Origin of the sequence: Aliidongia dinghuensis (assembly GCF_014643535.1) — a bacterium.
Lineage (GTDB): Bacteria > Pseudomonadota > Alphaproteobacteria > ATCC43930 > CGMCC-115725 > Aliidongia > Aliidongia dinghuensis.
The window spans coordinates 1-24,277 of record NZ_BMJQ01000028.1; the positions used below are offsets into that span (position 1 = coordinate 1).

Below are 24,277 nucleotides of genomic sequence, written 5' to 3' on the forward strand. Positions count from 1 at the left end.
CCGCGCCCGCCGTGCCGCCGGCGGGCGCGCCGGCCGGCCCGGTCGCGAACCTGACGGCGGGCGGCGACGCCGGGAACGGCGGCATCCTGCGGCTCGCCTGGTCGCCGGTTGTCGGCGCCAACCGCTACCACGTGCAATATCGCATGCATGACAGCGACGAATCCTGGCACAGCGACCGCGATGCCTATGGCGCGGCCCAGGTCATCCGCGGCGTGGCGCCCAACACGCTCTACGACGTGCGGGTGGCGCCGGCGAACGGCCAGGGCGCCGGCGTCTGGTCGGCCTTCGTCAGCGCCACGACCGGCCCACGCACGCCGCTCTGGTCGGACCTGGTGGTGACGAGCGACAACGGCAACACGGTCGATACCGCCCGGGTGCAGATGCTGTTCTTCACCGTGATCGGCGCGTTGTTCGTGGCGCTCAAGGTCATCACGAACAACCAGATCCCGGAGATTCCCGCCGGCTTCCTCCTGCTGATGGGCATCAGCAACGGCGTCTATCTGGCGGCGAAGTTCGTGCCGGGATAAGTCTCAGGCGATCGAGATCCTGGGCGCAGGGCGCGGCGCCGTGCCGGAGAGCTTCTCCCAGACGCGGGCGGCGATCTGCATATAGGCCTGGGCAAGCGGCGAGGACGGGTCTTCGACCACGATCGGCGTGCCGGCGTCCGACGTCTCGCGGATGCGGATGTCGAGCGGGATCTCGCCCAGGAACTCGGCACCCAGCTTCTCCGCCTCCTGGCGCGCGCCGCCGTGGCTGAAGATGTCGGTGCGATGGCCACAGTTCGGGCAGCAGAAATAGCTCATGTTCTCGATGAAGCCGAGGACAGGCACCTCGACCTTGTGGAACATGTTCAAGCCCTTGCGCGCGTCAAGCAGGGCGATGTCCTGCGGCGTCGACACGATGATGGCGCCGGCGAGCGGCACCTGCTGCGCCATGGTCAGCTGCGCGTCACCGGTGCCGGGCGGCATGTCGACCAGCAGGATGTCGAGTTCGCCCCAGGCGACGTCGCGCAGCATCTGCTGGAGCGCGCCCATGACCATCGGCCCGCGCCAGATCGTCGCGGTGTCCTCGGGCACGAGGAAGCCGATCGACATGGTGACGATGCCGTGCTTCTGCATCGGCTCCAGGATCTTGCCGTCGGGCGAGCGCGGCCGGCCCGAGATGCCGAGCATGCGCGGCTGCGAGGGGCCATAGACGTCGGCATCGAGCAGCCCGACCTTGAGGCCCTGGGCTGCGAGTGCCACCGCGAGGTTGGTCGTGGTCGTCGACTTGCCGACACCGCCCTTGCCGGACGCGACCGCGACGATGGCGCGGGCACCCGGCACCAGCGCCGGGCGAGGCGCCGCATGGGCGGGGGCATGGTCGTGGCCGTGACCGGACGAGCGGATGACCGGCGGGCGCGTGCCGGTCAGCACTGCGCTCACCGACAGGACGCCCGGGATCGCCTCGACGGCGCGCTCGGCCGCCTTGCGCACGGCTTCGAATTGAGATGCACGCGCCGGCTCGATCTCGATCGAAAACACGACATTGCCATCGCGGATGGCGATGCCGGAGACCATGCCGAGGCTGACGAGATCGCGGCCGCGCGCCGGGTCCATCACCCCCTTGAGCGCCGTCAAAACCTGCTGTTCGCCGAAACTCGCCATCGAAACAACCTTTCCCATCGTCACTTACTGGACACGCCCGCGTCGTCACCCTGATATAAGGGCCGGATCGCCGACCGCACAATCGGGTGCTGTCTTCTTAAGTGCCCCTTGGGGCCGGGTTTATCGAGGTTCTTTCGGACATGCCGTGGAACGGGCAGGGGGGCGGCGGTGGCGGCCCCTGGGGCGGTAACGGGGGACCGGGTCCCTGGGGCAAGGCACCTTCGGGCGGCGGCAAGGGCAAAGGACCGCAGCCGCCCAATCTCGACGAGCTCTTGCGGCGCGGGCAGGATCGGCTGCGCGGCCTCGTGCCCGGTACCGACAACGGCGGCGGCCGGCTGGCGGCCATCGTGGCCGCGGTCCTGGTCGGCCTGTGGCTGATCACCGGCTTCTACCGCGTCAACCCGGACGAAGAGGGCGTCGTCCTTCGCTTCGGCGCCTATGCCGATACGACCGGTCCTGGCCTGCATTACCATCTGCCGGCGCCGATCGAATCGGTCGAGAAGCCGAAGGTGACGCGCGTCAACCGGACCGAGGTCGGCGTCTCGACCGAGCCGCTCGGCCGCGGCGTCGGCCGGCAGGCGCTGCCGGAAGAATCGCTGATGCTGACCGGCGACGAGAACATCGTCGACATCAATTTCTCGGTCTTCTGGGTCATCAAGGACGCGAAGGCGTACCTGTTCAACGTGCGCAACCCGGAGGCGACCGTGAAGTCGGCCGCAGAGGCCGCGATCCGCGAGGTCGTCGGCCATACGCCGATCGCGAGCGTGCTCGCCGAGGGCCGCCGCCAGGTCGAGACCGATACCGAGGCGCTGCTGCAGAACATCCTCGACGGCTACGCCGCCGGCCTGCAGGTGACGCAGGTGCAGCTGCAGAAGGTCGATCCGCCGCAGCCGGTCATCGAGGCTTACCGCGACGTGCAGAAGGCGCGCGCCGACCAGGAGCGGCTCAAGAACGAGGCCGAGGCCTATCAGAACAGCATCGTGCCGCTGGCGCGCGGCGATGCCGAGCAGAAGATCCAGAACGCCCAGGCCTATAAGCAGGAGGTCGTGGCGCGCGCCCAGGGCGATGCGCAGCGCTTCCTGTCGGTGCTGTCGGCCTACCAGGTGAGCAAGGAAGTGACCGCCGAACGGCTCTATCTCGAGACGATGGAAGACGTGCTGAAGAACGCGCACAAGGTGGTGATCGACCGGCAGGCCCAGGGCATCGTGCCCTATCTGCCGCTGCCGGGGCTCACCGACAAGCAGCCAACCCCGCTCCCTGCGCCCCCGGGCCAGCCGTCCGCTTCCCAATCCAAGGCAGGCAAGCCATGAACCGCGCCCTTTTCGTCGGCGGGATCGTCGCGGCCGCGGTCTTGCTTCTCCTCGCTTTCAATGCCCTCTTCATCGTCGACCAGACGTCGCAGGCGCTCGTCATCCAGTTCGGCCGGCCGGTGCGCGAGATCCGGCAGCCGGGCCTCTACGCCAAGGTGCCGCTGCTGCAGAACGTCGTGTTCTATGATCGACGGCTGCTGGACTATGAGCCGCCGGCCGAGGAGGTGATTGCGGCCGACCAGAAGCGGCTCGTGGTCGACAGCTACGCGCGCTACCGCATCATCAACCCGCTGCAGTTCTACCAGTCGGTCGGTAGCGAGTCGGTCATGCAATTGCGCCTGGGCGCCACCATCTCCGGCACGCTCCGCCGGGTGCTGGGCAACGTGCTGCTGAACGCGTTGCTCTCGCCGGAGCGGTCCCAGATCATGGCCAACATCCGTGACCAGGTCGCGGACCAGGCAAGGTCCTTCGGCATCGAGGTCGTCGACGTACGCATCCGCCGCGCTGACCTGCCGCAGGAAAACAGCCAGGCGATCTATGCCCGGATGCAGTCGGAGCGGCAGCGCGAGGCGAACGAATATCGCGCCCAGGGCGCCGAGCAGGCCCAGGGCATCCGCGCGCGCGCCGAGCGCGACCGGACCGTCATCCTGGCCGAGGCCGACAAGCAGTCGCAGATCCTGCGCGGCCAGGGCGATGCCGAGAGCATCAAGATCTATGCCGACGCGTTCGGCAAGGACCCGGAGTTCTTCACCTTCTACCGCAGCCTCGAGGCCTATCGCACCGCGATCGGCCCCGACACGACCATGGTGCTCTCGCCGACCAGCGAGTTCTTCCAGTATTTCGGTCAGCACAAGGCGGCAAAGCCTTGATGGGTGGGTTGGCCTAATGGGCGGGCTCGGCGGACTGAGCGAGGGGCTGCGCGATCTCTGGACCGCGCTCGCCCTGGTGCTGGTGATCGAGGGCGCGCTCTATGCCCTGTTCCCGCAGCCGATGAAGCGCGCGTTGCTCTCGGTCGTGAGCCAACCGGAAGGCCTGCTCCGGGTCGCGGGGCTGGTCGCGGCCTGCCTGGGCGTCGCCTGGGTCTGGTTCCTGCGGCATCATTGAACCCAGGCCCCTCGGGAACGAACTGGCTCCCGTCCGCTGTTGGCTCTAGAGTCGCAAGTATTATGTCTGTTGTGTTGGTGGTCGCAGGAGTGATCCGGTGAGTGGACTTTTCCCCCGTTCAGAGCGCGCCGCGGGTCGTCGGCGTGGCCGGACGGTCGCGCGGGTCGCGGTGCTTGGGTTGGTTTTGACGTTCGGTATGGTCGGGACCTTCGGTTTTGGGACGTTCGGGATGGCGAGCGCCAAGGCCGATGATCGATCGCCGACCTTGGCAGCGCCGCTCGTCATCCCGGGGCTCGGGCCGCTCGCCAACCGGCTGCTGCCGGCCGTGGTCAACGTGTCGACCAGCCAGACCATCAAGCCCGACGCCAAGCGGCGGCCGGACGATGACCAGCCGCAGGTGCCGCCGGGCTCGCCGTTCGAGGAATTCTTCAAGGACTTCATGGACCGCCAGGGCGGCGGTAGCGGCGATGGCGAGGCCAAGCCGCAGAAGGCGCAGTCGCTGGGCTCGGGCTTCGTGATCGATCCAGCGGGATATGTCGTGACCAACAACCACGTCATCGACGGGGCCGACGAGATCACGGTCATCCTGCAGGACAACACGAACCTCAAGGCCGAGCTGGTCGGCCGGGATGCGACGACCGACCTCGCGCTCCTCAGGGTCAAGCCCGATCATCCGCTGCCGGCCGTGCCCTGGGGCGATAGCGACACGGCCAAGGTCGGCGACTGGGTGATGGCGATCGGCAACCCGTTCGGGCTCGGCGGCACGGTCACCTCGGGCATCATCTCGGCCCGTGCCCGCGCGATCAACGACAACGGCCCGTACGACGAGTTCCTGCAGACCGATGCCTCGATCAACCGCGGCAATTCCGGCGGCCCGCTGTTCAACACCTCGGGCGAGGTCATCGGCATCAATTCGGCGATCTTCTCGCCGTCAGGCGGCTCGATCGGCATCGGCTTCGCCATCCCGTCCGATCTCGCCAAGAACGTGATCGCGCAGCTCAAGGCAACCGGCAAGGCGCGGCGCGGCTGGATCGGCGCGCGCATCCAGACGGTGAATGACGATGTCGCAACCGCCCTCGGCCTCGACTCGACCAAGGGTGCGCTCGTCGGCGGCTTCATCGACAAGAGTCCGGCCAAGGAGGCGGGTATCCAGCCGGGCGACGTGCTGCTGCAGTTCGATGGCCGCGACGTCACCAACTCGCGCCGGCTCTCGCGTCTCGTCGCCGACGCCCCGGTCGACAAGGCGGTGCCGGTGAAGCTGTGGCGCAAGGGCGAGATCAAGACCATCACGGTCAAGGTCGGGCAGGCCGAGGAGGCGGCCGAGCAGACCGCCTCGCTCGGCGAGGGCGGCAGCGGCATCAGCCCGTCGACGCCGCTCGTCAAGGCGCTGGGCCTGTCGATCACCGAGGCGACGCCGGACCTCAAGGACAAGTTCAAGCTCGACGATTCGGCCAATGTCGTGGTCGTCGACGTGGCGAAGGGCAGCCCGGCGGCCGACAAGGACCTGCACGCCGGCGACGTGATCCTCGAGGTTGCCCAGGAAGAGGTGAAGAGCGCGCAGGACGTCGTGCACAAGATCGACGAGGCGAAGAAAGCCGGCCGCAAGTCGATCCTGCTGCTGGTCGACCACGGCGGCGACCTGCGCTTCGTGGCGCTGCGCATCGATCAGGGCTGACCCGCGTCGGTTCGGCCCGAGGGCTCAACAGTCCTCAGTGGTCGTAGAGCACCCGGAGGACGATCGACCAGGGATAGCGCGGGTCGATGGCCGGGCCGCCGGGCGCTGCGAGCATTCCCGCCGCCGTGACGGGCACGTGGGTGAGCGCCACCTCGTCCGCGACATTGCCGCCCACGACCGAGAGCATGCCGGGTGCTGCGTCTACGACGATGGCGCAATGGCCGGCGAACGGCCCGTCCGGCAAGGTCTCGAGGCGGATGTCGCCGGCCATTGCGCTATTGTCGTGGCCGCGGCCGAAGCAGATGAGATCGCCCGGCTCAGGGGCGACGCGATCGGCCGCCTCCGCCCGGAGCGCCACGTCGGGGCGGCGTCCGAGCGACGCCGCGCGCGCCGCGTCGATATAGATCCAGTGGGACGCGGCATAGGGGAAGCGGGGCCCGGCACCCGCGATGCGCATGACATAGGAGATGAAGGCGGCGGACCAGGCGTATTCGCCGTCCTCGCTCGCCGGGAACACGCGGCCGGTACCGTCGTGCTTGCCGGTCCAGCGGCCGTCCGGGTCGTTCGCGTCGAGGCCCAGCCACCAATATTCGCCGACGCGCTGCCAGAGGCCGGGCAGGCGCTCGGGCTTCGCTTCGGGATCGACCGGCGGGCGTTCGTCCGGTGCGGCATCGACGACGGGGCTGCCGAACAGGCGCCATTCCCGGAGCGCGATTGCGACGGCGGCGGTCCGGTTGAACGGTTCATAAGGCCGGCGCGCGAAGTCCGGGACATGGGCATCGCGCGGCGGGGGTGCCACGCAGCCGGCGAGAAATGCCACCAGCGCCGGCAGAACGGTGAGGCGAAGCGGCCTTAAGCGGGGGCGGTCGAGGGGGCGCGGCATGGCGCCCCAACCCTAACCATATCGAAGCGTCTTAGCGCGATCTCAATGATGAACGTGCGGCGCTGCGCCGCCACGCGGCACGACGCGGACGCCGTTCTTGAGCTCGATCAGGGCGCGCTGCAGCAGCTTCATTTCAGCGCGGTCTTCACGATCGGTGATGTCCAGGTAGCTGAGCTTGTTCTCGACCAGATCGACCAGGGTCTCGATGGTGCGCGGGGAGAAGGACATGACGACCTCGCAACGGGATGGGGTTGGGCGAAGGCTCGTGAAACACTCGCGATTCAGTAGAGCAAGCGACATGCCATCGGTCCCGGCAGGCGGCCGATCCGCTGTAACCTATTGGATTCCCTGACTGGTAGTGCGGACGATCGAGTGCCTCGCCAAGGTTGCATCACCTGCGGCGATGACGAGGCTCGCCCGTGCTCGGCACGCCGCTTTGCATTTTGCCAGGCAAGTTGCCGAAGGCTGATACGCCCCGGAGGGCCTATTCCCACCAGCCGCGGCGCAGCCCTTCGATCCGGGCGCGTTCCGCCGCCCGTTTCGCCAGGCAGTTTTCGATCAGCTGGGCGGCCTCCGACGGGCGGAACGGCTTCGGCAAGCGGTGACCGTAGACCATGGGACCGGCCACGGCCTCGGCCTGCTGGAAGTAGCCGGAGGTCAGGATCAGGATGGTTTCCGGCCGGAAGCGATAGAGCCAGACGGCGAGATCGGTGCCGTCAGCGCCGCCCGGCATGCGCACGTCGGAAATGACGATGTCGATCCAGCCGCGGTCGCGCAGGACCTTCTGCGCCGTCTCGACACTATCGGCCTCGAGCACGGCATAGCCATGCTCGCCAAGACCCCTCGCCAACATGCTGCGCAGGTCTGGTTCATCGTCGACCACCAGGACGGTCGCCTGCCGTCCGCTTTCGTCCGCGGTTCTTCGCGTCGCCTCGCTCATATCCCTTGCCCCATGCGCCGCGTGTGCGGGCGCTTTCCCGCTTGTGTCGGCTTGGCCGCGCGGCTCCGTTTCGAAAACAAACGGCTGGGCCGCGATTTGGTTGCCAGACGCACAGCCCCCGCGAGTGGTGGGTTTGCGTGTTCGTGCCTTGGGCATTGCGGCACCGGGCGCCGTTATCGCTGCGCCCGTTTCGCCGGATTGCCGGACGCGCGGCGATCCGGCGTTTCGTGGCCGCCGGCCCCCGCCGGGCGCTCCATGCGCAGCCACTGGGCCACCTTGCCGAGGAAGGGCGTCATCTCGAACGGCTTCGAGACATAGTCGTCCATGCCGGCCGCCAGGCATTCCTCCTGGTCACCGCGCATGGCGTTCGCGGTCATGGCGATGATCGGGACATGGTCGAGGTCGCCCTCGGCGCGCCGGATCTCGCGCGTCGCCTGCAGCCCGTCGACCACGGGCATCTGGATGTCCATCAGCACGAGGTCGTAGCGGGCGCGGCGCCAGGCTTCGATCGCTTCCCCGCCATCCGACGCCAGGTCGACGGCGTGGCCGGCGCCGGTCAGGAGGCTGAGGGCGATCTGCTGGTTGATCGCATTGTCCTCGACCAGCAGGATCCGGCCGCCCGTCACCGGCCCGGCGGCCGCTTGATCCTCAGGCACCTCGCTCTCGATCGACGGCGCTCCCAGCAGTTGGGCCAGGCAGTCGATCAAGGCGGTGTGGCGAACCGGCTTGACGAGGCGGGCGTCGAACAGGCTCGCGTCGAATCCGTCGCCCGAGCGCAACGGCATCGGCGCGGACGAGGCAAGGACGAGCTTCGGCGGGGGCCGATCGTGGTCCAGGTGGGCGCGGATCTGCCGGGCGAGCTCATCGCCGTCGATCTCCGGCATCATCCAGTCGATCAGCACGATGTCGAACGGCGTGCCGGCCCGGCCCGCGGCGGCGAGCGCTGCGAGGGCGGCGTGAGCGTCGGGCGCCTCTTCGACCACCATGCCGAGCTCGCCGAGCTGGCGGCTGAAGATCATGCGGTTGATCGGCAGGTCGTCGACGATGAGGACCCGCTTTCCGGCGAGCTCCGCCGATGCCGCTTCGATCTTTGGGCGCCGGACGTCGTTCGCCAGCGGTAGCGGCAGCTCGAGCCAGAAGACGGTGCCGCCGCCGGCGCGGTCCCGGGCGCCGATCTGCCCGCCCATCATGTCGACCAATTGGCGGCAGATCGCGAGGCCGAGGCCGGTGCCGCCGAACCGGCGGGTGATCGAGCCGTCGGCCTGTTCGAATTTCCGGAACAGCTTCGCCTTCGCGGCATCGTCGATGCCGATGCCGGTGTCTTCGACCTCGATGCGCACGCGCATCGTCCCGGCCGCCGCGGACTCCGCCCGAACCTCGACCGCGACGAAGCCCTGCTGCGTGAACTTGATGGCGTTCGAGACCAGATTGAGCACGATCTGGCGTATGCGGGTCGGATCGCCCCGCACCGGCAGGCGCGCCGGCTCGCCGATCCAGACGGCAAGCTCCAGTCCCTTCTCCGCAGCCTTGGGCGCCATGAGCTCGAGCGCGTCGTCGACTACGGTCTCCAGGCTGAAATCGATCTCTTCGAGCTCGATCTTGCCGGCTTCGAGCTTCGAGATATCGAGAATGTCGTTGATGACCGCGAGCAGCGCCTCGGCGGATGTCGCGACCGCCTCGGCGAACTTGCGCTGCTCCGATGCCAGCGGCGTGCGCAGCAGCAAGCCGTTCATGCCGATGATCCCGTTCATCGGCGTCCGGATCTCGTGGCTCATGTTGGCGAGGAATTCTGTCTTCGCCCGGTTCGCCCGGACCGCCTCCTCCTTGGCGAGCGCCAGCGCGTCTTCCGCCTGCTTGCGGGCCGTGACGTCTCGGAGTGCGCCGATGATCTCCGTGGGCCTGCCGGTCTCCCCGTCGCGCACGAGCCGCAGCTCCGCCTCGACCCAGACCCAGCTCCCTTCCCGGTGCTGGATTCGGAAAGTGACGCTGCCGCGTTCGAGCCCCTCGATCATGCGCTGATGCAGTGCCGAGATTGCTCCCGCATCCTCGGGATGGACCCGCTCGAACGCTTGCTCGCCGACCAGCTCGTGCGGTTCGTAGCCCAGCACCTCGGTCGATGCCGGCGAGAGGTAGCGGCGCGTCAGGTCCATGCCGAGCCGGACGATGATGTCGGTCGAATGATCCGCGAGCAGCCGGTAGCCGGCGGCGGCCTCGGCCTGGGCATGCTCGGCGCGCCGCCGGCGCTCGTTCTGCCGCGCAAGCCAAAAGCCGAGCGCGCTGATGACGGCGGCCAGCCCGAGGGCCAACATCAGCTGGCTTTCGGCGCGGTCCCGCCAGAGCGCCAGGACTTCTTCCTTCGAGAGCGCGACGCCGACGACCAGCGGGTAGGTCGATGAGCGGGCGTAGTAGTTGAACCGGATGGCGCCATCGAGCGGCGACGTCAGTTCCACATAGCCGGTCGGGGCCACCGGCAGCAGGTCTCGGAAGATTACCGTCCCCAGCACGCTCTGGCCGACGTACTGCTCCAAAAACGGCCGTCGCACGAGCAGGGTGCCATCGGTGTTCGCGAGGAAGATCGCGCCGTTGTGGCCGATATCGAAGGTTTCGTAGAACTTCTGGAATGACGACTCGTCGACCGAGATGAGCACCACACCGGCGAAACTGCCGTCCGGATGGTTGTATCGGCGCGTCGCCGTGACGATCCATTCGCCGCCGGAGCGGCTCTTGACCGGGGCGCCGATGTGGAGCGCCAGGCTCGGGTTGTGCCGGTGGAACTGGAAATATTCCCGGTCCGAATTGTTGACCCCCGAGGGCGTCGCGGGCAGCGAGTTCGTGAGCCAGTTGCCGTGCTCGTCATAGACGAAGATGCCGCGGAACCGCGGCTGGACCGCGACATGGGCCATGAGGAAGCGATGCAGGCGTTCCATGGCCGCGGGTCCGGTGCCGTCGACTTCCAGCCGTTCCGCCACGTCTTCGAGCACGAGGTCCGCCGCGTCGAATGTTTCCTCGGCGTCGTGCATGATCGAGCGGGCAACGTTGGTCGTGTCCTTCTGGGCCTCGTCCAAGGCCTCGATCCGGCCTACATAGGTGCGCCAGGCGTCGACGCCGAGGAGCGACAGGCAGACGAGAAGGACGAAGCCAATCGAGGCCGTCTGCAAGGACAGCCGGTGTTGCGCGAGGCGCGCCCGCAGGCGCGAAAGTCCGGCGCCGAACTTCACGAGAGGTGCTTCTCCCTGTTCCTTCGCCACGGAGGCCCCTTGCAACGGGCCGTAGGTCGTGTCTGCAACCCTGCCTAGATTTAACCCCGCGCGGAGAAAATACGCCAGCGGTCGGGCAGGCAGGACCCGGTATTATCGTGGCGGCGCGGTCGAGGCGCGGACGATGAGATCCGGCCGCAGCACCAGGTCGAATCCCTCCGCGGCACCGGCGATCTGCCGGAGCAGCAGGCGTGCCGCCTCCGTGCCCATCTCATGGTGGCGGATGCGGACGGTGGTGAGCGGCGGGTCGACCATGTCGACGAGCGGCATGTCGTTGTGCCCGACGACCGACATGTCCCCGGGACAATCGAGGCCGGCGGCGGCGAGCGCGTCATAGCAGCCGAGCGCCAGCAGGTCGTTTGCTGCGACGATCGCAGTCAGGCCGGGGGCTTGGGTCAGCAGGCGGTTCGTTGCTTCACGGCCGGCGTCCCGGCTATAGGCCGCGGCCGTCGTCACCGCGTCCGCCGGCACGGCCAGCCCCTGCTGTGCCATCGCCTGCCGGAAACCTTGCAGGCGGCCATGGCCGGTCGAGAGTTCTAGCGGCCCGCTGATATGGCCGATCGACCGGTGGCCGAGGGCCGCCAGATGGTCGACCGCGAGCTTCATGCCGCGCTGATCGTCGCTGACCACGCCGGAAAAGCCGGAATCCTCGGTCACGCGATTGACCAGCACGACCGGGATCTGCCGGGCGCGGCACAGCGTCAGCACCGGGTCGTGCCGGAGCGAGGTCGCGAGGATGAGCCCGTCGACCTGCCGGGCGATCAGTCGTTCCACGACCGTCTCGCGCCGTCCTGCTTCGGGCCGTCCTGCCTCGGGCCGTCCCGCCTCAGGTCCGGCATCGGCCACGATCGGCACGTAGCCTTCGGCCTCCAGCACCTCCTGGATGCCGCGCAGGATCGGCGGAAAGACCGGGTTGGTGATGTCCGGCAGCACGACGCCGATCGTGAACGACCGGCGAGTACGGAGCCCGGCTGCGAGCGAGTTCGGCGCGTAGCCGAGGGACGCCGCGGCGGCGAGCACGCGCTGGGCGACGTCGCCGGCGACGAGGCCGCGGGTCTGCGGGTTCATCGCGCGGGATACGGTCGAGACATGCACGCCCACCAGCTTCGCGACGTCGCTCGCCGTCACCCGGGACCGCTCCGAAGCCATAGGTTTTACAATCCTTTGCAAAGTTCATGGGACGACAGCGCACCTTCTCCGGCGGGTACCCCGGAAAATTACCGGTTGACTTGGCGGCAAACAAGCCTAAGTCTTTTGCAAACGATTGCAGAGGATGGCATGATCATCGAAGGAGAGGAGATGGTGACGGCGGCCGTGCTTGCCGCCATGGACTCGACGCCCGATCCGCGCCTCCGCGACGTCATGGCCTCGCTCGTCCGGCACCTGCACGCCTTCGTGCGCGACATCCGGCCGAGCGAGGCCGAGTTCGAGCGGGCGATCGAGTTCCTGAACCGGATCGGCCGGGCGACCCATGACCTGCATAACGAAGGCATTCTGATCGCGGATGTGCTGGGTGTTTCGACGCTGGTCGGGCTCTTGAACAACCCGACCTGGGGCGGCGAGACGGAAGCAGCACTGCTTGGGCCGTTCTGGCGCGCGGCGGCCCCGGATTGCGCGCTCGGCGACGATATCGCACGCTCGGCGACGCCGGGGCCGGCGCTGTTCGCCCGCGGCCGCGTGCTGGACGGGACCGGACGGCCGATCGCCGGCGCGCTCGTCGACGTGTGGCAGGCCTCGCCGGTCGGGCTCTACGAGAACCAGGATCCGGACCAGGCCGACATGAACCTGCGCGGCCGATTCCTGACCGACGCGGAAGGCCGCTGGCATTTCCGCTCGGTCAAGCCGGCGGGATATCCGGTGCCGGTCAACGGGCCGGTCGGCGACCTGCTGCGCGCCCAGCACCGGCCGCATTATCGCCCGGCCCATGTGCATTTCATGGTCTCGGCCGAGGGCTATGAGACGCTGGTGACGCAAGTCTTCCTGGCCGATTGCGAGCATCTCCGCCGCGACGTGACGTTCAGCGTCATCCCGTCGCTGATCGGCGACTTCGTGCGCCACGAGGATCCGGCCGAGGCGCCGGGGCCGGTTGACGGTCCCTGGTACTCGCTCGACTACGACTTCACGCTCAGGCCGGGCGAGCGGCGCTTCCCGACGCCGCCGATCCGCTGATCTGCCTTCCGGGAAGAGACTGATGAACCCTTCTTCATACCCGCTCTTGGGCCGCGTCGCCGTCATCCTGGGCGGCACCGGCGGCATCGGTGCCGCCACCGCCCGGCTCTATGCCGCAGCCGGCGCGCGCGTCGCCGTAGTCGCGAGCCGTGATGCCGCCAGGGCGCAGGATCTTGCCGCAGCCCTGCCTGCGGTCGACGGCGGCCATGCCGGCTTCGCTGCGGCGATCGACCAGACCCAGGAACTCGTGGCGCTCGCCGCCGCCGTGCGCGGGAGCCTGGGTCCCGCGTCGATCCTGGTGAATTCGGCCGGCACGACCCGGGCGATCCCCCATGGCGACCTGGACGCGCTCGACGACGCGACGTTCGACCGCATCCTGACCGTGAACACGCGCGGCGCCTTCGCCGCGATCCGCAGCTTCGCGCCGGATCTGCGGGCGCGCGGCGACGGGCTCGTCGTCAATGTCTCGTCGATCGCGGCGACGACCGCCGTCGGCTCCTCCATCGCCTACTGCGCCTCCAAGGCCGGCCTCGACGTTCTGGGCGCCTGCCTCGCCCGTGCGCTGGCGCCGGCGATCCGGGTCATGACCGTCTCGCCCGGCGTGGTCGACACGGATTTCGTGCCGGGTCGCGACAAGGCGGCGAGCGACAAGCTCGCGGCCACGACACCGCTGAAGCGCATCGCCACGCCCGACGACGTGGCGCAAGCAATCCTCGCCTGCGCTACCAGCCTGCCCTTCTCGACCGGCAGCATCATCCAGGTCGATGGCGGGCGGCACCTCTGAGGGTTGGACGCGATGAAGAGCAAGGCCGTCATCATCCTGTCGCCCTCCCTGTCCCTGTCCAAAAGAGCGTTTCATGCAGCAGCTGCGCATCCATCAGAAGGCGGCGGACGTCGACCGCCTGGAGCTCGACCTGGCGGAGGTCGTGCTCGAGCCCGGGCCGGGCGAGGTCCTGGTCGAAGTCCGCTACGCCGGCGTCAATCCGAGTGATGTCAAGGCGGCACTGGGCTTGATGCCGCATGCGGTCTGGCCGCGCACGCCCGGCCGCGACTGGGCGGGCGTCGTGGTCGAAGGCCCGTCCGATCTCCTGGGCCGCGAGGTCTGGGGCTCGGGCGGCGAGCTCGGCATCCGGCGCGACGGCAGCCACGCGAACCATCTGGTGCTGCCACGCGCCGCCGTCCGGGTGAAACCCTCGACGATGAGCCTGGCCGAGGCCGGTGCGGTCGGTGTGCCTTTCGTGACCGCCTGGGCCGGGCTCTGCCGTGCCGGCCTGCCCAAGGCCGGCGACAATGTCCTCGTCATGGGTGGCAACGGCAAGGTCGGCCAGGCGGTGTCGCAGATCGCGACCATGCTGGGTGCCAACGTGTTCGGCGTCGACCGCGCCGCCCGACCTTATCGCGGCCATGCCTCGGCGCCGGTCCGCATGATCGACGCCTCGGCCGGCGACATCGCGGAGGTCGTGCGTGCGGAGACCGGCGGTCACGGCGCCGACATCGTCTACAACACGGTCGGCAGCCCCTATTTCGAGGATGCGAACCAGGCGCTCGCCATCCGCGGCCGGCAGATCTTTATCTCGACGATCGAACGCAGCGTGCCGTTCGACATCTTCGCCTTCTACCGCGGCCAGCACGCGTTCTTCGGCATCGACAGCCTCGATCTCGACAGCGTGGCCTGTGCGGAGATCCTGGAACGACTCACGCCCGATTTCGAGCGCGGCGCCTTGAAGCCCTTCCCGATCGAGAATGCCAACACCTATCCGCTCGGCGATGCAAAGCGCGCCTACAAGGCGGTGCTGAGCGGGGCGCGCGAGCGCGTGGTGCTGGCACCATGAACGTCACGCGCTTCAAGGCGGCGCCCGACTGGGACACCGAGAGCCTCTGAGCCCTTCAGGAGGGGCTGGCGCCAACGACGAGGATGCGGAACGTGCCGGGCTTTTGCACGAAGCCGGTCGGACCGACGTCGTAATCCGCGGCCGGCAAATAGATCGCGCCCGTCCGCGGATCGACGGCACCGGTACGGGCCCCGATCGCCGTCGGAATCTTGCGAACGACCGACGGCTTCCCGCCGTTCGTCGCGATGGCGATCATTGTGGCGTCCAGGGCGCAGGGCACGAAGAACAGCTTGCGAGCCGCGTCGAAAATGACGGCGTCCGGTATTCGATCGATCGGGAGCACGGCGGCGACGCGGCCGTCTTGGGCATGGAGCGCAATCGCCTTCTGGTTCTTGCACACGGCGAGGAGGACGCGGCTTTCGGGGTCGAAGCCGAGCCCCGACGGCTTGCTGCAGCCGGGCAGCGAATAATGCGCGACGATCCTCCGCTTGATCGTATCGAGCACGGCGACTTTCGCACTGTCTGTGAGGTTGATGTAAAGGCGGCCGTTGCCGTCCGCGACCGCGGCCTCCAGCTTCCCGCCGATCGGAATGCGGCCCCCGACCGTGCCGGTTTTCGGATCGATCACGGTGACGTCGCCTTCCGCCGCATCCATCACGAAGACGAGGCCGGTCTTGCGATCATAGGCAGCCATGTCCGGCTCCCTCCCGGTCGGGATTTCGGCGATGCGCATGCCGGTCCTGCCGTCGGACAAGGTGGCGGTATTGCTGGCCTCGTTCGTGCTCAGCAGGCGGCCGTCCGGCAGCGGCAGGACGGTGGCGACCTTGCTGCCGGGCACGCGGATGGGCGTCACCTTCATGTTGATCAGGTCGACGGTCATCACGCCGTCGCCGCGGGCGACATAGAGGAGCCGGGCCACCGGGTCGATCGCGGCATAGTCGAAGCTCGCGTCACTGCCGGGGATTTCGGCCACGACCTGGAGATCGTCGGCCGGCGTTGCCGCATGGGCCACCGTCTCCGGTGGAAGAAAGAGGGAAAACGTGATCGAAACGGCGAGTATGCGCGGGCGAAGGGGCATTGTCGGTTCCTGCGGTGTCGGTACGAAAGATCGGGGTGCCGCCGGGATGGCTCAGACGGGGTGGCTCAGAATTTGTAGAGGACGCCGAGGCCGACCTCGGGCTGCAGGCGATGCTGGGTCAACGGACTCTGAGCGTCCTTGCCGAGCAGCTCCTTGAGGCTCGCCACGCCGGCCAGGCTCCAATGATCGCTGAGCTCGTAGAAGGCGGTCATGGACAGGCCGGCATCCTTGGCGCCGGCATTCGCCTTATAAGCGCGGAGCGGATTGCCCAGCGCCGTTGCCCGCGTGGCTTCGGCTTCGGTGACGCCGAAGAAGGTCTGATTGTACTGCCGATCGGCGAAGGTGACCGACGGCCCGACCGAAAGGCGCAGCTTGGGGATCGGATTGAAGGTATAGCGCGCACCCAGCGTCGCCTCCGCACCTTTGTCGTTGCCGAGACGGTCCTTGACGTCAAGGTCGAAGCTGAAGGAATGGAACCGGTAGCCGATGAAGGCGCCGGGCGCTATGGCCGTGCTGATGTCGGACAGGCCGCGCAGCCGCGGATCATCGCTTGCGGCCCGCGCGCCATCATAACCGAGCGAAATGCCCGCCTCGAGCGGGCCGCGCGGCAGCAGGTTCACCGCGATGCCGCGGGTGGTCGTGATCGAGACGTGGTCATAGAGCAGGCCTTCGACCTTGATGAAGGGATACGGCGTAACCTTGTCCTTCTTGGCGCCGTCATAGGCCGGGCCGACGAGGGCCCCGGCGCCGAGTTCGATCGACGTGCCGCGGCCGAGAAACGTCGAGCCGGTCGGGGCCTCGGCATCGTCGTCATCCGTCTCGGCCCGAACGTCGCTCGCCGTCGCGATGCCGACCAGGCCGATCGCGGTCAGCACGGCAAGATCGATCAGAATCCGTCGGTATCGATGTTTTCTCTGGGCATGGCTCTTCATTCGAAACTCTCGCTGGACAGGGGAGATAAGGGAGGGGGTGGTTACGGGCGGCTACGGCTGCTGCTCGGGCAGCGCGGGTGGTTCGGTCGCAGGCGTCGCCGGATGATCGGCGACCTTGCCCTCGCGGCCCTCTTCGACGAATGCCGCCCGGTGCTGGGCCATCAGGCTGCGGAGGGTTGCGTAATAGTCGAGGGAACTGCGCTCAAGGGAATCGGTCTCCGGCAGCAGCTCGGCCCTGCCGTCGACGACGCCGAGCGCACCGCCCGCGAGGTTGATGTCGGACACGGTGCTGCTCGAAATCTGGCTGAGCGGGCTCGCGACGATGCTGGCGACCTGGCCGACCGTGTCACGCACGTTCGACGGGCCGAGCAGCGGCAATTGCACGGCGGGGCCCGGCCCGATGCCCCAGACGCCGAAGGTCTGGCCGAAATCCGCTGCGTGGCCGGGCAGGCCCCAGTCGGTCGCGACGTCGAACAGGCCGGCGCCGCCGAGCGTCGTGTCGAGGACGAAGCGTTGGCCCGTGACCGAGGCGCGGCTGAGATTGCCCTGGAGCAGGTCATTCACCAGCACTTCCGGCTCATGCAGGTTGGCGACGAAATTGTGCAGGCCGCGGCGGGCGCGCTCGGGCACGTCGTCGAGGTAAGCCTGGGCCGTCGGCTTCAGCACGTGACGGTCGAGGAACTGGTTGCCGGCGAAGATCGCGCGGTTGACGGATTCGGCCGGATCGTTCGGTTCGTCCGCCAAAGCAGTGTCGCTTGGCGACGGCCTATCGGCGCAAGCGGCGAGAGTGAGCAAGCCGGCAACGCTCCAGGCGCGGAGAACACCGAGCCTGATGCTGCGCCGTTGCTGCCATTGCGGCGGGTATTGGCTGACAGATAAGGCAATCAATTTCATGGCGGTTGCCCATTCCGGTCTCGGGAATTGGCAACTTAGGTCGCGATTCTATCGAGCAGATGTCCGATTCTATTCAGCGCCGACCACATGTGTCAGCCTCGACACAAGACAACGAAATTCAGACATCAAAGTCGCCGAGGTGGTGCGGTATGCTCTGATCATGACCTCAAGCACGCGACTTCTCATCGTCGACGACGATCCGGACATCCTGTCTTTGTTGACGAAATTCTTCCGCAAACATTCGTTTCTCGTCACGGTCGCCGCCAGTGGCGTGGAAATGACCGCGGCGCTCGAACGGAACACGTTCGATCTGGTGATCCTCGATCTCATGCTGCCGGGCGAAGATGGGCTCACCCTGTGCCGGCGGCTGCAGCAGAGCCACCGCGTGCCGGTCATCATGCTGACGGCGATGAGCGAGCTTACCGACCGTATCGTCGGGCTCGAAGTCGGTGCCGATGATTATGTGGCGAAGCCGTTCGACGCCCGCGAGCTGCTGGCTCGCGTCAAGGCGGTCCTGCGACGAGCCGCAGCACCGGTGCCCCCGGCGGAGAGCATGGCGACCCGCCCGGTGTGGCGCTTCGCCGGCTGGCGACTGGATCTGGCGCGCCGCGAGCTTCGCTCGGAGCAAAACGACATTCTCATTCCGCTGACCAGCGGAGAGTTCGAGCTGCTGCTGGCGTTCGTCGAGCATGCCCAGCGCGTGCTGACGCGCGATCAATTGCTGGATCTCGCGCATGGTTCGTCCCACGAAGCCTATGATCGCAGCATCGACCTGCAGGTGAGCCGCCTTCGCCGCAAACTTGAATCGGATGCCCGCAGTCCCTCGCTCATTCGGACGGTCCGCAACGGCGGCTACATGTTCACGCCGGAGGTCGAACGGGGATGACGTTGCCGTTCGGCATCCGCGACACGCTCGCGCGGCGGCTCTCTCTCACCATCATGCTGGCCGTCGCAGGCACGCTGGCGCTCAACCTGCTGCTGAACCTGCTGCTCGGCAACCTTGGCCGGCCGCCGCTCGACCGGAGCGGCCTGCTCGAACAGGCCGCCAGCATCTTTCGGATGATCCAGGCAGCACCGGTATCGCTCCGGCCGGCGCTCACCACGGCCGCGGCGACATCGGCGTACCAGGTCGACTGGTACGAAAGCGCGTCGCCGGTATCGGCGATGCTGCGCACTGGAGCGAGCGCGCCTGAATCCGAGTGGGCGGAGGTAGCAGCCAACCTGATCGGCGTCCCCGATCGTCGGATCGTGATCTTCAGGGCCGACGATCCGGAAGCCGTCACGCCTGGCTTGCACTACGGCCGGGCCAGCGATCCGGGTGCCTATTTCCTGGGGATCGTGCTCGACGACCAGAGTTCGCTCGTCTTCACCGCCCTGCACAGGAGTTGGGGCATGAGGCGAAAGGACCGGATCATCATCATTTGCGCCATCCTGGCGGCGTCGACGATCGCCGTCTCGGCGATCGTTGGGCGACAGCTCGCTGCGCCGATGAAGCGCTTCGCCGCTGCGGCGCGGCGCTTCGGCACGGATCCCAAGGCGCCGCCACTCGCCGAGGCGGGGCCGGCCGAGTTTCGCACGGCGATTGGCGCGTTCAACGCCATGCAGGCCCAGATCGCGCGCTTCGTCAGCGACCGGACGGAGATGCTGGCGGCGATTTCCCATGATCTGCGTACGCCGCTGACCCGGATGCGGTTGCGCGGGGAATTCATCGAAGACGAGGAGCAGCAGCGGCGTCTGTTCCAGGACGTCGACGAAATGCAGACCATGATCGACGAAGTGCTGGCGTTCTTCAGGGACAATGCATCCGAGGAGCGGTCGACGAATTTCGATCTGGCCGAGCTGCTACGGACCATCATCGACGACTTCGCCGATCAGGGGCTGGAGGTTCCTTATGACGGACCGGGCCATGTCGTCTATTTCGGCCGGCCTTTCGCGTTGAAACGCGCCTTTACGAACCTGATCGACAATGCGGTGCGCTACGCAACCGCCCCGTCGGTCGAACTTCACCAGGCCGCCCAATCCCTCGTCGTCAGCGTGATCGACCAAGGGTGCGGCATTCCGCCGGATCAGCTGACCAAGGTCTTCGCCCCCTTCTATCGCCTGGAGCCCTCCCGCAACCGCTCGACCGGCGGCTACGGCCTGGGGTTGAGCGCGGCGCGTACGATCATCCGCGGCCATGGCGGCGATCTTGAGCTGCGCAACCGAGCAACCGGCGGGTTGGCTGCGATCTCGACCCTGCCGCAGCATGCCGCCTAGCGACCTTTTGCCGCCACCCCGCGCACGGGAGCCATGCACGGACCACTTGAACGGAACGTGCGGGGCAGGGGTTCGCCTCGGGTATCGTCGTGCAGCCTTCGTTTCGGCGGGCGGTTCTGGCCGCCCGGACGGACATCCTTGTGGCGACTTCGGATGGCGACTTCGGATGGCGACTTCGGATGGCGACTTCGGACCGGGCATCGATGAGGGAACAGAGGCCGATGGACGATTTTCACAAGCACACCGCCTTCAGCAAGGTGCCGGAGGTGACGCTCGCCTTCTGGATCATCAAGATCGCGGCGACGACGCTCGGCGAGACCGGCGGCGACACCGTCACCATGACGCTCGACTGGGGCTATCTCGTCGGCACGCTGCTGTTCCTGGCCCTGCTGGTGGCTCTCGTCGCAGCCCAGATCCTGGCTACGCGTTTCCAGCCGTTCCTCTATTGGGCGACCATCGTCGCGTCCACGACGTTCGGCACCACGATGGCCGATTTCGCCGATCGCTCGCTCGGCATCGGCTATACCGGCGGCTCGTCGTTGCTGCTCGTCTCCCTGCTCATCGTGCTCGGGCTCTGGTACCGCGCGGAGGGCACGATCTCCGTAAACACGGTATCGACGCCCCGGGTCGAGGCCTTCTACTGGGCCGCCATCACCTTCTCGCAGACGCTCGGCACCGCGCTTGGCGACTGGGCGGCCGACACGGACAAGCTGGGCTATGGCGGCGGCGCGCTGGCGTTTTCCGGCGCAATCGCGGTCATCGCGGCGCTCTATTACTGGACGCAGGTCTCGCGCGTGCTGCTGTTCTGGGCCGCCTTCATCCTGACGCGGCCGCTCGGCGCCACGGTCGGCGACCTGCTCGACAAGCCGGTGAGCGACGGCGGCATGGCGCTCAGCCGGCCGCTCGCCTCGGCCGTGATCGCGGCCTTCATCCTGCTCTGCCTCATGGTGCTGCCGCAGCGCGCCGGCCAGCATCCCGGCCGCCCGGTCTCGACGTTCGGCGACTGAGCCGGACGGGCGGCCGACGCTTCGGCCTCGACGAAGCGCATCCTGGACGAAAGCCAATTTTTGTACCTTGACTTCTGGTTGAGTTGAGGAAGAGCTTTCGTGGCGTCAACCAGAGAGGGCGTGCCGCCCCTCTGGGACACTTCGGTTGAAACTCATCAACACGAGGGACGCCATCATGCGTGGATGCTTAGTGCGAATTGGCACCGCGATAGGAGCCTTTGTCCTGATTATCCTATCGATGCCGGCAGCAGCGCAGACCAACGTCACGACGCTGACACTCAGTGACCTGAAAAGCCTGTTCGTGACCCAGAAGCAGTATTTCGTGCTCGACGACGAGCAGTCCGCTACGTCGCCTTCGTACAATCACCTGCACATCACGCAACTTGATACCACGACCGGCGCCTTTGAGGGCGCGATCTACGTGCCGCTCGTGCCGACCTATGACGTGCCGAACACAGTGGTGCCGGTGACCGGCAAGATCACGCTGACCCAGGAGGGGCTCAGCAACGTCTCGCCGTTCGGCTATTACTACACGATCAGCTTCTCGTGGCAGTATTCGCCGAACGCATGCGAGCTTCAGACCGCTAACTATTCCGGCGCCATCATGTTCCTGGGCTATGACGGCAGCGGGAAGATGCGCGGGACGATCGGCGGCATGGTCAGCAACAACTATGGCGCCTGTACCCTTGGCAGCTGGACCCTGGGGCCGGTGCCGTTCTCGGGCCAGTTGACGAAATAGCGGAAGCGCCTTCCGGCGACGCGCGGTCTCGCCGACAAGGGCGCTGTCTCGGACAGCGCCGCCCAGCGCGCCCATCCCGCCGGCCAAAATCGTTTCGGGCGGTGCTATGATACCAAAAATGCCACAGCTGCGACGCGGCATGAAATTGCAGGCTGCGCCGTTAACATCTTGAAACGGGCGGGCGTTCTGCAACGGCCCGGGCACAGGTAAGGATCTCGTCTTATGTCGCGCTTCTATGGTCGAGCCGCTCTTTCCGTGGCAATGACGATCGTCTTCTTGTTCGGTGCGTCCGCAACCGCGCGGGCCGATCACGGTGATCATGATGACTGGGATCATGACGGCCGGCACGAGCACCATGACCACGGCGAACACCGTGGCTGGTACAAGCACCACGATCACGACGGGCCGGACGTCTATTACGCCCCGCCGCCGGTCTACGTGGCGCCCGCACCGCCGCCGCCCGTCGTCGTTGCACCGGCGCCGGTCTATGTCCCGCCGTCGGTCAATATCGTCGTCCCGCTGCACATTCACTAATCGGTCAGCCCGCTGATGCGGGTGGGCCACCGACAAGCTGTGCGCGCATCAGGTCCGGTTAGACCGCGGCGCGATAAATCAGCGGCTTTGAAGGGTGCTGCCATGTCCAGAATGTCCCGGTATGTGGTAATCGGCGTTCTGACCGCGGTCGCGGCGGCCGCCTCGACCCATCGCCCCAACATCCTCTTCGGAACGGCGCCTGCCTTTGCGCATGGTGGTGGCGGCGACGGTGGTGGCGGAGGGGGCGGAGGCGGAGGTGGTGGCGCCGGCGGCGGTGGAAATGGCGGCGGTGGAAACGGTGGCGACCACGGTGGCGGTGATGGCCATGGTGGCGGCGACGGACATGGTGGTGGCGAGGGGCATGGTGGCGAGGGCCGTGGCGGCGGGATTGGCATAGACGCCGACGGGGGCCATGGTCGCGGCATCGGCGAAGCCGATCATGCCGATGGGCATGGTCTCGGCGGCCACGGTCCCAATGGCCATGGTTTAGGCGCGACCGCCTCGTCGCTCGGTGCGCTCAATGCGGCTCATGCCTCGCATACGGCGATGGCGCACGCGGCACCAGGGTCCGAGGTCGGCAAGATCGCGGCCTACGCGAACGCCATCAATGCCGTCAACACAGCGAGAACGGTGGCCGAGCGTGATCAGGCGATCACGAATGCGGCGGCGGCATTGGCAGCGGCTTCGAACAAGGGCATCTCGACCACGACCGTGAACGCGGTCAACGATCGGCTCGGCATCAGTGTTGCCCCCGCGGCGGCAATCGCTATCGCCGGCCAGGCATCGGCGATACAGACAGGACGATGAGCGTGGGCAGGCCAGTCCGGCGGCTGTCTTCCGATGGCTGTCTTCGGTCGCCGGATTCGAGCCGGGACTGCGGGGCATGATCAAGGGCGCGCTCGTGTTGCCGCTCGCGCTCGCCTTCCTGAACGGATGCTCCAGCCTTCCGGACTGGATCGCCCCGGCCTCGACCCAGGCCCCGGCGGCGAGCAAGTCAGCGGCACCACCGCGTCAGGTCGCGAGCGTCGCGAACAGCGTCGACAATCCGACTCAGAACCAGTTGATGAGCCTGCCGAAACGCCAGCAAGCGGCGATCCTGGCGGAGGCGGTCGGGCATGGCTGCCAGGGCGTCTCGCCCTACTTCATGGGCATCGGGGATGACGGCAGCGCCATCTGGAGCATTCGCTGCGCGCGCGGCCATGCCTGGGCCGTCTCGATCAGCCCTGGTCCTGCGGGCGACACCACGGTGAAGCGCTGCACGAGCTTTGCGGCCGAGACGCATCTTTCCTGCTTCAGCAAGTTCTAGCCTGCCATGAAGCGCCGCGGCCGCATCAGCCGCGGGGCGGCGCCTCGCCGCGGGCTTGCAGCCCGTCGACGAACACGTCGACCATGCGCAGCACGCCCGATTGCCAGCCGGGCCGGTCGTGCATGTAGCAGATGCCGACGAATGTCCGGAGCAGGTCCTCGGGGCTGATGTCGGCCCGGATCTCGCCGGCGGCGATCGCCCGGTCCAACAGCATGCCGACGGCCTTGGTCAGACGGTCGAAGGAATAGGCGGTAAGTTCCGAGGGCTTGTGCGCAGCCAGCGCTAATGCCGCGGACATGCCCTTCTTCGTGGCGATGAACTCGACGTTCGATCTCAGCCAGCGGCGCAGGGCGTCCGTCGGCCCGGCTTCCGCTTTCAGTTGCTCGGCGAGCTCGGCCAGATGGTCGACCTCGCGCCGGTAGACGGCTTCAAAGAGCGCCTCGCGGGTCGGGAAATGCCGGTAGAGCGTACCGATGCCGACGCCGGCGTGACGGGCGACGGCCTCGAGGCTCGCTTCCGGGCCGCCGGTGCTGAAGACGGCCTTCGCGGCTTCCAGCACGCGTTCGCGATTACGCACGGCATCGGCCCGCGGTTTCCGGGCGCTTTCTGCGGATGGGGTGCCCATGGGCGCTCTTCGGTCGTCCTGCCTCTTGAAAAACGGAGGGATCCTCCGTATAAATAATGCGATGGCGCACCCCGCGCCAGTGCCGGTCCA

At 67.5% G+C, this 24,277-nt stretch carries 26 protein-coding genes; 15 read left to right on the plus strand and 11 right to left on the minus strand.

The annotated features are described in order from the left end of the window. On the plus strand, positions 1–527 hold a 527-nt coding region (locus IEY58_RS31940; RefSeq protein ID WP_189052243.1), incomplete at its 5' end, for a fibronectin type III domain-containing protein. A 3-nt stretch (positions 528–530) separates the two neighbouring features. On the opposite strand, the gene apbC is transcribed toward IEY58_RS31940, so the two are convergent. Next, positions 531–1,646 (minus strand): iron-sulfur cluster carrier protein ApbC, encoded by a 1,116-nt coding sequence (gene apbC / locus IEY58_RS31945; RefSeq protein ID WP_189052244.1) that lies wholly within the window; start codon positions 1,644–1,646, stop codon positions 531–533. A 140-nt stretch (positions 1,647–1,786) separates the two neighbouring features. Between apbC and hflK the strand changes: the two genes are divergently transcribed. The 4 genes from hflK (at position 1,787) to IEY58_RS31965 (ending at position 5,735) form a co-directional block, all read left to right on the plus strand. After that, complete coding sequence (gene hflK / locus IEY58_RS31950) at positions 1,787–2,956, plus strand: FtsH protease activity modulator HflK (RefSeq protein ID WP_189052245.1); 1,170 nt, start codon at positions 1,787–1,789, stop codon at positions 2,954–2,956. Further along, entirely contained in the window at positions 2,953–3,825 is an 873-nt protein-coding gene (gene hflC, locus IEY58_RS31955; RefSeq protein ID WP_189052246.1) for a protease modulator HflC, read from the plus strand. Before hflK ends, hflC begins: the two co-directional genes overlap by 4 nt. Positions 3,826–3,841: 16 nt before the next feature. Then, positions 3,842–4,060 carry a DUF2065 domain-containing protein gene (locus IEY58_RS31960; protein WP_229744121.1) on the plus strand — a complete coding sequence of 73 codons (219 nt, stop codon included), beginning with the start codon at positions 3,842–3,844 and terminating at the stop codon, positions 4,058–4,060. 229 nt (positions 4,061–4,289) lie between these two features. Then, positions 4,290–5,735, plus strand: a complete 1,446-nt coding sequence (locus tag IEY58_RS31965; protein WP_229744122.1) for a DegQ family serine endoprotease — start codon at positions 4,290–4,292, stop codon at positions 5,733–5,735. A gap of 34 nt (positions 5,736–5,769) precedes the next feature. Here IEY58_RS31965 and IEY58_RS31970 read toward each other — a convergent pair whose 3' ends face one another. The 5 genes from IEY58_RS31970 to IEY58_RS31990 form a co-directional block, all read right to left on the minus strand. Continuing rightward, the gene (locus IEY58_RS31970; protein WP_189052248.1) at positions 5,770–6,618 is read right to left on the minus strand and encodes a DUF2272 domain-containing protein; all 849 of its coding nucleotides are present in this window, start codon (positions 6,616–6,618) and stop codon (positions 5,770–5,772) included. A 42-nt stretch (positions 6,619–6,660) separates the two neighbouring features. After that, positions 6,661–6,846 (minus strand): hypothetical protein, encoded by a 186-nt coding sequence (locus tag IEY58_RS31975; RefSeq protein ID WP_189052249.1) that lies wholly within the window; start codon positions 6,844–6,846, stop codon positions 6,661–6,663. Between the two features lie 256 nt (positions 6,847–7,102). Then, entirely contained in the window at positions 7,103–7,558 is a 456-nt protein-coding gene (locus tag IEY58_RS31980; protein WP_189052250.1) for a response regulator, read from the minus strand. Positions 7,559–7,731: 173 nt separating this feature from the next. Further along, a complete protein-coding gene (locus tag IEY58_RS31985) occupies positions 7,732–10,776 on the minus strand; it encodes a response regulator (RefSeq protein WP_189052251.1) in 3,045 nt (1,014 codons plus the stop codon). Positions 10,777–10,908: 132 nt separating this feature from the next. Further along, on the minus strand, positions 10,909–11,964 hold the full coding sequence (locus IEY58_RS31990) for a LacI family DNA-binding transcriptional regulator (RefSeq protein WP_189052252.1): 1,056 nt from the start codon (positions 11,962–11,964) through the stop codon (positions 10,909–10,911). A 129-nt stretch (positions 11,965–12,093) separates the two neighbouring features. Between IEY58_RS31990 and IEY58_RS31995 the strand changes: the two genes are divergently transcribed. The 3 genes from IEY58_RS31995 to IEY58_RS32005 all read left to right on the plus strand — a co-directional run bounded on the left by IEY58_RS31995 (position 12,094) and on the right by IEY58_RS32005 (position 14,816). Continuing rightward, positions 12,094–12,984, plus strand: a complete 891-nt coding sequence (locus IEY58_RS31995; protein ID WP_189052253.1) for a dioxygenase family protein — start codon at positions 12,094–12,096, stop codon at positions 12,982–12,984. A 22-nt stretch (positions 12,985–13,006) separates the two neighbouring features. Then, entirely contained in the window at positions 13,007–13,768 is a 762-nt protein-coding gene (locus IEY58_RS32000; RefSeq protein ID WP_189052254.1) for an SDR family NAD(P)-dependent oxidoreductase, read from the plus strand. A 73-nt stretch (positions 13,769–13,841) separates the two neighbouring features. Further along, positions 13,842–14,816 carry a quinone oxidoreductase family protein gene (locus IEY58_RS32005; protein ID WP_189052255.1) on the plus strand — a complete coding sequence of 325 codons (975 nt, stop codon included), beginning with the start codon at positions 13,842–13,844 and terminating at the stop codon, positions 14,814–14,816. 55 nt (positions 14,817–14,871) lie between these two features. Here IEY58_RS32005 and IEY58_RS32010 read toward each other — a convergent pair whose 3' ends face one another. From IEY58_RS32010 to IEY58_RS32020, 3 genes are all read right to left on the minus strand, one after another. Beyond that, on the minus strand, positions 14,872–15,735 hold the full coding sequence (locus IEY58_RS32010; protein ID WP_189052256.1) for a YncE family protein: 864 nt from the start codon (positions 15,733–15,735) through the stop codon (positions 14,872–14,874). Positions 15,736–15,959: 224 nt separating this feature from the next. Further along, positions 15,960–16,826 carry a MipA/OmpV family protein gene (locus tag IEY58_RS32015; protein ID WP_189052257.1) on the minus strand — a complete coding sequence of 289 codons (867 nt, stop codon included), beginning with the start codon at positions 16,824–16,826 and terminating at the stop codon, positions 15,960–15,962. A 51-nt stretch (positions 16,827–16,877) separates the two neighbouring features. Further along, positions 16,878–17,570, minus strand: coding sequence for an MlaA family lipoprotein (locus IEY58_RS32020; RefSeq protein ID WP_229744123.1), 693 nt, complete (start codon positions 17,568–17,570; stop codon positions 16,878–16,880). Between the two features lie 88 nt (positions 17,571–17,658). Here IEY58_RS32020 and IEY58_RS32025 point away from each other — a divergent pair, with 88 nt between their 5' ends. From IEY58_RS32025 to IEY58_RS32045, 5 genes are all read left to right on the plus strand, one after another. Beyond that, positions 17,659–18,606 (plus strand): response regulator, encoded by a 948-nt coding sequence (locus IEY58_RS32025; RefSeq protein WP_308422466.1) that lies wholly within the window; start codon positions 17,659–17,661, stop codon positions 18,604–18,606. Further along, complete coding sequence (locus IEY58_RS32030; protein ID WP_189052259.1) at positions 18,603–19,976, plus strand: HAMP domain-containing sensor histidine kinase; 1,374 nt, start codon at positions 18,603–18,605, stop codon at positions 19,974–19,976. Before IEY58_RS32025 ends, IEY58_RS32030 begins: the two co-directional genes overlap by 4 nt. Positions 19,977–20,197: 221 nt before the next feature. Beyond that, positions 20,198–20,983, plus strand: a complete 786-nt coding sequence (locus tag IEY58_RS32035; RefSeq protein WP_189052260.1) for a COG4705 family protein — start codon at positions 20,198–20,200, stop codon at positions 20,981–20,983. Positions 20,984–21,221: 238 nt separating this feature from the next. Further along, positions 21,222–21,722, plus strand: a complete 501-nt coding sequence (locus IEY58_RS32040) for a hypothetical protein (protein ID WP_189052261.1) — start codon at positions 21,222–21,224, stop codon at positions 21,720–21,722. Between the two features lie 222 nt (positions 21,723–21,944). Beyond that, entirely contained in the window at positions 21,945–22,256 is a 312-nt protein-coding gene (locus IEY58_RS32045; RefSeq protein ID WP_229744124.1) for a hypothetical protein, read from the plus strand. Positions 22,257–22,334: 78 nt separating this feature from the next. On the opposite strand, the gene IEY58_RS32050 is transcribed toward IEY58_RS32045, so the two are convergent. After that, entirely contained in the window at positions 22,335–22,739 is a 405-nt protein-coding gene (locus tag IEY58_RS32050) for a hypothetical protein (protein ID WP_189052262.1), read from the minus strand. Positions 22,740–22,802: 63 nt separating this feature from the next. Here IEY58_RS32050 and IEY58_RS32055 point away from each other — a divergent pair, with 63 nt between their 5' ends. Both IEY58_RS32055 and IEY58_RS32060 read left to right on the plus strand, forming a co-directional pair. Continuing rightward, the gene (locus IEY58_RS32055) at positions 22,803–23,063 is read left to right on the plus strand and encodes a hypothetical protein (RefSeq protein WP_189052263.1); all 261 of its coding nucleotides are present in this window, start codon (positions 22,803–22,805) and stop codon (positions 23,061–23,063) included. A gap of 76 nt (positions 23,064–23,139) precedes the next feature. Then, on the plus strand, positions 23,140–23,562 hold the full coding sequence (locus IEY58_RS32060) for a hypothetical protein (protein WP_189052264.1): 423 nt from the start codon (positions 23,140–23,142) through the stop codon (positions 23,560–23,562). A gap of 25 nt (positions 23,563–23,587) precedes the next feature. Here the strand turns inward: IEY58_RS32060 and IEY58_RS32065 are convergent, their stop codons facing one another. Further along, a complete protein-coding gene (locus IEY58_RS32065; RefSeq protein WP_229744125.1) occupies positions 23,588–24,139 on the minus strand; it encodes a TetR/AcrR family transcriptional regulator in 552 nt (183 codons plus the stop codon). Positions 24,140–24,277 lie beyond the last annotated feature (138 nt).

Bases quoted from the DNA above. Each gene is read 5' to 3' on its own strand.
- hflK (WP_189052245.1), top strand. From the start codon at position 1,787: ATGCCGTGGAACGGGCAGGGGGGCGGCGGTGGCGGCCCCTGGGGCGGT.
- IEY58_RS31965 (WP_229744122.1), top strand. From the start codon at position 4,290: ATGGCGAGCGCCAAGGCCGATGATCGATCGCCGACCTTGGCAGCGCCG.
- IEY58_RS31975 (WP_189052249.1), bottom strand. From the start codon at position 6,846: ATGTCCTTCTCCCCGCGCACCATCGAGACCCTGGTCGATCTGGTCGAG.
- apbC (WP_189052244.1), bottom strand. From the start codon at position 1,646: ATGGCGAGTTTCGGCGAACAGCAGGTTTTGACGGCGCTCAAGGGGGTG.
- IEY58_RS32025 (WP_308422466.1), top strand. From the start codon at position 17,659: ATGCTGCGCCGTTGCTGCCATTGCGGCGGGTATTGGCTGACAGATAAG.
- IEY58_RS32005 (WP_189052255.1), top strand. From the start codon at position 13,842: ATGCAGCAGCTGCGCATCCATCAGAAGGCGGCGGACGTCGACCGCCTG.
- hflC (WP_189052246.1), top strand. From the start codon at position 2,953: ATGAACCGCGCCCTTTTCGTCGGCGGGATCGTCGCGGCCGCGGTCTTG.
- IEY58_RS32030 (WP_189052259.1), top strand. From the start codon at position 18,603: ATGACGTTGCCGTTCGGCATCCGCGACACGCTCGCGCGGCGGCTCTCT.
- IEY58_RS32060 (WP_189052264.1), top strand. From the start codon at position 23,140: ATGATCAAGGGCGCGCTCGTGTTGCCGCTCGCGCTCGCCTTCCTGAAC.
- IEY58_RS31990 (WP_189052252.1), bottom strand. From the start codon at position 11,964: ATGGCTTCGGAGCGGTCCCGGGTGACGGCGAGCGACGTCGCGAAGCTG.
- IEY58_RS32035 (WP_189052260.1), top strand. From the start codon at position 20,198: ATGGACGATTTTCACAAGCACACCGCCTTCAGCAAGGTGCCGGAGGTG.
- IEY58_RS32015 (WP_189052257.1), bottom strand. From the start codon at position 16,826: ATGAAGAGCCATGCCCAGAGAAAACATCGATACCGACGGATTCTGATC.
- IEY58_RS31960 (WP_229744121.1), top strand. From the start codon at position 3,842: ATGGGCGGGCTCGGCGGACTGAGCGAGGGGCTGCGCGATCTCTGGACC.
- IEY58_RS32000 (WP_189052254.1), top strand. From the start codon at position 13,007: ATGAACCCTTCTTCATACCCGCTCTTGGGCCGCGTCGCCGTCATCCTG.
- IEY58_RS32040 (WP_189052261.1), top strand. From the start codon at position 21,222: ATGCCGGCAGCAGCGCAGACCAACGTCACGACGCTGACACTCAGTGAC.
- IEY58_RS31970 (WP_189052248.1), bottom strand. From the start codon at position 6,618: ATGCCGCGCCCCCTCGACCGCCCCCGCTTAAGGCCGCTTCGCCTCACC.
- IEY58_RS32055 (WP_189052263.1), top strand. From the start codon at position 22,803: ATGGCGCACGCGGCACCAGGGTCCGAGGTCGGCAAGATCGCGGCCTAC.
- IEY58_RS32050 (WP_189052262.1), bottom strand. From the start codon at position 22,739: ATGGCCATTGGGACCGTGGCCGCCGAGACCATGCCCATCGGCATGATC.
- IEY58_RS31980 (WP_189052250.1), bottom strand. From the start codon at position 7,558: ATGAGCGAGGCGACGCGAAGAACCGCGGACGAAAGCGGACGGCAGGCG.
- IEY58_RS32045 (WP_229744124.1), top strand. From the start codon at position 21,945: ATGTCGCGCTTCTATGGTCGAGCCGCTCTTTCCGTGGCAATGACGATC.
- IEY58_RS31995 (WP_189052253.1), top strand. From the start codon at position 12,094: ATGATCATCGAAGGAGAGGAGATGGTGACGGCGGCCGTGCTTGCCGCC.